We start from the raw sequence: 6848 nt of genomic DNA on the forward strand, positions 1-6848 counted from the left end.
AGCATGTAGGAGCGCGGGGAAGCGAAAGCCATGCAGAACTCGGAGGGGGCAAGGGAAGGGTCGTGCCGTTGTCGTAGAGGCCCCTGGGCCTAGGAGTCAACCGCAGCTGACTGTGTTAGGCGCGACGGAACGGGCCCGTAAAGTTGGCTCCGCAGGTGTCCGATCACCATGAAGCCATTGCCGCTGCCGGAGGCGTTGCGGCGTGCCTCCTTCGGCTTGCCCGATTTGGTGGTCATTCTTGGTGTGCTCACCCTGCTTGGCCTGATCGCCCATCTGGGCTCCGGGGCCATGGTTAGTTTCCGGCCGCCGGACGTCAGTCCGAGCATCTCCCTCGATCCCCGCAACCTGCCCGAGTACGCCGGCCGCTCCACCCTGCGCATGTTCATCGCGCTGGGCTGCTCAACCCTGTTCACCCTGATCTACGGCTCGATCGCGGCCCACAACCGCCGCGCCGAACGTCTGTTGGTGCCCCTGCTCGACATCCTCCAGTCGGTGCCAGTGCTGGGGTTCCTTTCGATCACCGTGACCGGATTCATCGCCCTGTTCCCCGGCAGCCTCCTGGGCCTGGAAGCGGCGTCGATCTTCGCGATCTTCACCAGCCAGGTCTGGAACATGACCTTCTCCTTCTATCAGTCGCTCCGCACGGTGCCGAAGGAGCTGATCGAAGCCACCACCCTCTACCGGCTCTCTCGCTGGCAGCGTTTCACCCGGCTTGAGGTGCCATCGGCGGCGATCCCGCTGCTCTGGAACGCGATGATGAGCTTCGGCGGTGGCTGGTTCTTCGTGGCGGCCAGCGAAGCCATCAGCGTCCTCAACCAGGATTACACCCTTCCCGGCATCGGCTCCTACGTGGCGGCGGCCGTGGGGGCCCAGGATCTTGCAGCCCTGGGCTGGGCCATCGCCACGATGGTGGTGGTGATCCTGCTAGTCGACCAGCTCTTCTGGCGCCCCTTGGTGGCCTGGTCCGACAAGTTCCGCCTGGAGCAGAGCAGTTCTGGTGATGCCCCCAAGTCCTGGGTGTACAACCTGCTCACCACAGCCCACATCCCCAGCCTTCTAGCCCAGGCCTTCAAGCCGGCCCTCGAAGCGCTCGATCGGCTGATGTCCCGTCTGCTGGGGCAGGTGGGTGTCGACCCTGCCGAGATGGAGTCACCACGGGACGATCGGCTTTACAACCTGGTGCTGCTGCTGGGGATCGGGGCGCTGCTCACCTGGCTTGTGCACTTCGTGCTCGTCACGGTCGGGATCACGGAAGTGGCCACCGCCTTCCGCCTCGGGATCTTCACCCTGCTGCGGGTCACGCTCCTGCTGCTGATTGCCACCTTGATCTGGACGCCGATCGGGGTCGCAATCGGCTTCCACCCACGCCTGGCCCGGCTGCTTCAGCCGCTGGTTCAGCTCCTGGCCTCCTTTCCGGCCAACTTCATCTTTCCCTTCGCCACCGTCTTCTTCATCCGTAGCCACGTGAGCATCGACTGGGGCTCCATCCTGCTGATGGCCCTCGGGGCCCAGTGGTACATCCTGTTCAACTCGATCGCCGGCGCCCAGACCATTCCCTCCGACCTGCTGGAGATGGCCGATGACGTGGGCCTCAGCGGCGTTCAGCGCTGGCGGAAACTGATCATTCCCGGCATCTTCTCGGCCTGGGTCACCGGCGGAGTGACCGCCAGCGGCGGGGCCTGGAACGCCAGCATCGTCTCCGAGGTGGTGAGCTGGGGTGGCACCACCCTCACGGCCAACGGCCTCGGGGCCTACATCGCCCAGGCCACCACAGCAGGCGACTGGCCCCGGATCGCCCTGGGGATCGGGATGATGAGTGTGTTCGTCGTCGGCATCAACCGTCTGCTCTGGAGGCCCCTCTACGACCTGGCAGAGAGGAAGTACCAGCTATGAGTCCCCCATGTCTCTGATCAACGTCGACCATGTCTCGAAGAGATTCCCCCTGCCTGATGGCAAAGGGGAATTCACAGTGCTTGATGACGTCAGCCTGACGGTGCGCTCCGGTGAAGTGGTGGCCCTGCTGGGCCGCAGCGGCAGCGGCAAGAGCACCCTGCTGCGGATCATGTCCGGCCTGATCCGGCCGAGCCAGGGGGCTGTCAGGAGTAACGGTGCGCCGCTGCGGGGGGCGAACCCTAATCTGGCCATGGTGTTTCAGAGCTTCGCTCTGCTCCCCTGGCTCACGGTGCAGGACAACGTGGAACTGGGGCTGGCCGCCCGGCATGTCGACCGGAGCGAGCGCCGGGAGCGGGCCCTCAAAGCCATCGACATCGTCGGCCTCGATGGCTTCGAGAGTGCCTACCCCAAGGAGCTCTCCGGTGGCATGAAGCAGCGGGTGGGCTTCGCCCGCGCCTTCGTGCTGGAGCCTGAAGTGCTGTTCATGGACGAACCCTTCAGTGCTCTCGATGTGCTCACCGCCGAGAACCTGCGTGGTGAAATCGACGACCTCTGGAACGCGGGTACCTTTCCCTCCAAGAGCATCCTGATCGTCACCCACAACATCGAGGAGGCGGTCTATCTCGCCGACCGGGTGGTCATCCTCGGGTCCAAGCCCGGTCGGATCCGCGGTGAGCTTCCGATCGACCTGCCCCGTCCCCATGACCGCAGCCTTCCGCGTTTCAAGGTCCTGGTTGATTACATCTATGCGGCCATGACCAACCCCGACATCGAGGTCAGCGGAGTGATCGATGGCGGTGGTCCCGAACCATCGACGGTGCGATCCACCGTCTCTCCCTTCTCGCGGCCGCTGCCCCATGTGCGGGTCGGGGGGATCAGCGGCCTGCTGGAGTTGATCGTCGAGAAGGGGGAGGAGATCGACGACATTCCTGTGCTCGCCGAGCGCCTCCAGCTCTCCGTGGACGATCTCCTGCCCTTGCTGGATGCCGCCGCGATGCTCGGCTTCGCCCAGGTGGCCAACGGCGATGTCCGTCTGACCCCGGTCGGCCGGGACTTCGCCACCACCACCATCCTGCGCAGCAAGGACCTGTTCCGTCAGCAGGCCATGGTGCACATTCCTGTGCTGAACTCCATCGTGCACACCCTCAGGGAGAAAGCCAACGGTGCCATGCGCTCCGACTTTTTCATGGGAATCTGGGATGACTACTTCCCCATCGAGGAAGCGGAACGCCAGCTCGCCACGGCGGTGGACTGGGGTCGCTACGGCGAGCTCTTCGAGTACGACGCCAGCGAGGGACGTCTCTACCTTCCGAGCTGAGCCAAGCCGAACACGGGAACCTTGTCGTCCAGGGGTGTCGCCGAGCTGATGCCATATCCCCTTCAGGAGATCACCATGACGTTGACGTGACCCCCTTTATCGGTCCAGTGCTTATGAGAGTGGGTGGTCGTGGTCATGCTGCAGCTCCCTGTTGAGCTGCCTCCAGGGGCGTACGCCCCTGGAGAGCCGAGTGCGGCCTGAACGTGTTGTACTCCCAGCGCCAGCGATCGGCGAGTGGCGTGGACCCCGGAGATCGGTCCACGTCGGGCTACAGCAGGCAGCACAGTGGTCAGCCAGCAGGGCATCCCTCAGAAGGACTGTCTGTCGGCATGTGGGACCACATCCATCCGCGCTGTGGGCTCACATCCGGAGAGGCTCAAGGCCATGGCGTGAACATCAGCGAGGCCGATCGCCTGGCAGGAGAGGCGACTAGAGCGAAACCCTCTACGCCCTTGGTTTATCGGCATCAACGCATAGTCTTGCCAGCGCAAATCAATCCTGCGGCCTCCTCAGCCGCCGCTGACGGCCAGTCGGGGGCCCTCTGAAGCCCCTGACCGAGCGGCGGTGCTGGCATCGGATCCCCGCTGCCACTCGGGCACAAGCTGGGACAACAGCTCTAAGGCGGCTGACGCATCTTGCCGAGCGATGGCTGCTTCAAGAGCATCCAATCGGGGCCAGAGTTGCTCGGGAGGCAGGGAGGCTTCGCGGGCGCGGTAGATGAGGGGGTGGGCGGTGGCTTCGGAGCTCGCTTCGATCAGCAGCTCTTCGTAAAGCTTTTCACCGGGGCGTAGACCCGTGCAGAGAATCTCGATGTCTCCGTCGGGGTTGTGGGCATCGCGCACGCGCAAACCGCTGAGGCGCACCATCTGGCGGGCCAGCTCGAGGATGCGTACCGGCTCACCCATGTCGAGCAGGAACAGATCTCCTCCTTCGGCCAGCACTGCGGCTTGGAGCACCAACTGGGCTGCCTCAGGGATCGTCATGAAGAAGCGGATGATCTCCGGGTGGGTGAGGGTGATAGGGCCGCCAGCAGCAATCTGCTGCCGGAACAAAGGCACCACCGAGCCGGAAGAGCCCAGCACGTTGCCAAAGCGCACCATCGCGAAGCGGCTTGGGGATCCCTGCCGCTTGGCATCCTCCGCAAAACCCTGCACCACGAGCTCAGCAACGCGCTTGCTGGCCCCCATCACATTGGTGGGGCGCACGGCTTTGTCGGTGGAGATCAACACCATCTGGCGCAGGCCCTGATCAAGGGTGGCCTGAGCAATCACGCGGGTGCTCTGCACGTTGTTGGCCAGGCCGGCCACAGGGTTGGCCTCCACCAAGGGCACGTGTTTATACGCAGCGGCATGAAACACCAGCTCCACGGCCCGCTCGGCGAAGCACCGTTGAACCAGGGCCGCATCGGCGGCACTACCAAGCACCGGGATCAGGTTGACGTCTGCTGGCAGAAGGTGCTGCAGCTCCTGGTGAATGGCATAGAGGGCAGGCTCGCTGCGCTCCAACAACACCAGGGCTTTAGGGCCAAGACGCAGGATCTGGCGGCAGAGCTCGGAGCCGATCGAACCACCAGCGCCGGTGACGGCCACCACCGCCCCACGCACGCCGGGGCCAAGCAATTGGGGATCAGGCGGCACGGCGTCACGGCCTAACAGCTCCTCGATCGCTACAGGGCGGAGGGTGTTGATGCGGGCCGTGCCGCTGGTGATCTCCTCCAAGGAGGGCACCTGCAGTACCGACACACCCAGTTGCTGGATGTCCTGCACGATGCTGCGGCGCTTGCTGCGGCTGAGCGACGGCATGGCCAGCAGCACCTGGCTCACCTGGTGGCGGCTGAGCAGCTCGGGCAGCAGCTGTGGGGCATGGATGGCGACGCCGTCGAGCTCACGACGCCAGAGCGCAGGATCGTCATCGATGAAAGCCACCAAGGTGTGGCTACGAGCGAGTCGCAAGGCAGCGGCCAGCTGGGCAGCGGCGGCACCGGCGCCGTAGATCACCACCTGAGGCCGATTGGTGCTTGGGGTCTGGTTGGCCCGGAGTAGCAAGTCGCGAAGCACAAAGCGCGTGCCACCGGTGAGGCCAGTGAGTAAGAGCCAGAGCAGGGGCCAGCTACTGCGGGGCGGCATCTGCACCGGCAGAAGGGTGCCGAGTAGATACACCAGCAGCACCACGGCAGCATTGCGAGTAGCTACCGCGTACAACGCGGTGCTGCTCACGTAGCGGGTGAGGCCGCGGTATTGGCCGGTGAGCGCGTAGACGCTGAGGCCGACTGCCCACACCGCCGGGAACAGCCAGAGGCTGGCTCCTAGAGGTGCGCTAAAGGGGTGGGCCGTGCGCAACCAGAAGCTCAGCCAGATCGCCAGGGGGATCAGCAGCACATCGATGGTGCCCAGCAGTAGGCGGCGTCCCAGGGGAGGGAGCTCCATCAGAGCGCGCCGCAGGGAGGCTGTTGTTCGCATCAGGCCAGGCATTCAGGATCTAGTGCTCTTGGGGGGAACTGGGAAGGAGGCTGTCCACCGGACTGATCCATGGGGGAGATCTCGGAGCCAGGAGGGTTTGGGCATAGGGAATGCTTTGGCCAGCAACGAATAACCCAGGAACAACAGCTCGACTAGCCAAGAGCGTGCTCAGAGCGAAGGGGGCACCGGAAGGTGTTCACCTTGCCGGAGGGGAAAAGCATGGATCGCCATCAAACCCGCTAGCTGTTTTGCAACAGGCGCACCATCATGCGGCGCTGGTGGTCGTGACCACCAAAGAACATGGCGAGCGCCTGGATTTCCCACTGCTCAGTGCGTGGACGAAACCAAGTCACGGCACGATCAAGAGCCAGGTAGCGAAGACCAGGGAGGAGGTCATCGTGTGACTCTCCACGAAGACGAGCTGTGGCCAACCGTTCGGCCGCGGTGATGATCGCCTCGATGCGCTCCTGTGCATGGCACTGGGCCTCCACCAGTGGTTCTCCAATGCCGGAGTAGGCCAGCGTCAGGTACTCGGTGATCAGCAGGAGATCGTTGATCGCTTCTGCGGCGAAGACCACTGTCCACGGAGCCGCGCTTATCGTATATGCGAAGCCACCCTGGCTCGCAGTTGATTGGCAGAGATAAAGGACCCGTGAGTGCTGTGCTGCAGCAAGGGCTTGTCTTGCTGCAGCACAGCACTCACGGTTGAGATGCGACCAGCGTCCACCAAAACTTTGGCAAAGGCAACCTGATCGTATGAGTGTGACTGAGTAGCACCAAGCGGTCAAGAGCCCGGGCCAGGTGCAGCCGCCCAACCGCAGCCTGAAGGCCGCATTGGCCTGCCTACACCCCCTACATCCCATGATCGGCACGCTTGCGGGCGACAACCTGGGGAGCCAGCCAGGCGCCGGTGCTCCCAGTGGCCCGCCAAAGGGTGAGGCGCAGGGCATCGCGGAGAAGCTTGCGGCGTTCAGCGGAGCTCGGGGGAGGCCAATCAGCCGGGTCAACGCGAATGCCCTGGCTGCCAAGGGCAATGCGGGCAAGGGCTACTGCACGGGCGGTGTCATCGGGGTCGGTGGCAATCCACACCCGAGAACTGCGGGGAGAGGGCTGGTGGCGAAGCCCTGGAGCAGTTCGCGGGTGGGCAGGGGAGGCGGCGTAGCTGTGGGGCAACGAAT

At 64.3% G+C, this 6848-nt stretch carries 6 protein-coding genes; 2 read left to right on the forward strand and 4 right to left on the reverse strand.

The window, feature by feature from the left end; translation table 11 throughout:
- Positions 1 to 168: 168 nt before the first annotated feature.
- Together ACIQ2E_RS14140 and ACIQ2E_RS14145 are read left to right on the forward strand one after the other, a co-directional pair.
- Positions 169 to 1893, forward strand: coding sequence for an ABC transporter permease (locus ACIQ2E_RS14140; RefSeq protein ID WP_398331908.1), 1725 nt, complete (start codon positions 169 to 171; stop codon positions 1891 to 1893).
- 7 nt (positions 1894 to 1900) lie between these two features.
- Positions 1901 to 3211 (forward strand): nitrate/sulfonate/bicarbonate ABC transporter ATP-binding protein, encoded by a 1311-nt coding sequence (locus ACIQ2E_RS14145; RefSeq protein WP_398331911.1) that lies wholly within the window; start codon positions 1901 to 1903, stop codon positions 3209 to 3211.
- Between the two features lie 133 nt (positions 3212 to 3344).
- Here ACIQ2E_RS14145 and ACIQ2E_RS14150 read toward each other — a convergent pair whose 3' ends face one another.
- The 4 genes from ACIQ2E_RS14150 to ACIQ2E_RS14165 form a co-directional block, all read right to left on the reverse strand.
- A complete protein-coding gene (locus tag ACIQ2E_RS14150) occupies positions 3345 to 3473 on the reverse strand; it encodes an integrase core domain-containing protein (protein ID WP_398331914.1) in 129 nt (42 codons plus the stop codon).
- Between the two features lie 247 nt (positions 3474 to 3720).
- Positions 3721 to 5637, reverse strand: a complete 1917-nt coding sequence (locus ACIQ2E_RS14155) for a polysaccharide biosynthesis protein (RefSeq protein ID WP_398331917.1) — start codon at positions 5635 to 5637, stop codon at positions 3721 to 3723.
- 272 nt (positions 5638 to 5909) lie between these two features.
- Positions 5910 to 6248, reverse strand: a complete 339-nt coding sequence (locus tag ACIQ2E_RS14160) for a type II toxin-antitoxin system RelE/ParE family toxin (RefSeq protein WP_398331920.1) — start codon at positions 6246 to 6248, stop codon at positions 5910 to 5912.
- 274 nt (positions 6249 to 6522) lie between these two features.
- A partial coding sequence (locus ACIQ2E_RS14165; protein WP_398331923.1) for a hypothetical protein occupies positions 6523 to 6848 on the reverse strand: 326 nt, incomplete at its 5' end.

The sequence above is a fragment of the Vulcanococcus sp. genome (assembly GCF_044369115.1).
Taxonomy (GTDB): Bacteria; Cyanobacteriota; Cyanobacteriia; order PCC-6307; family Cyanobiaceae; genus Vulcanococcus.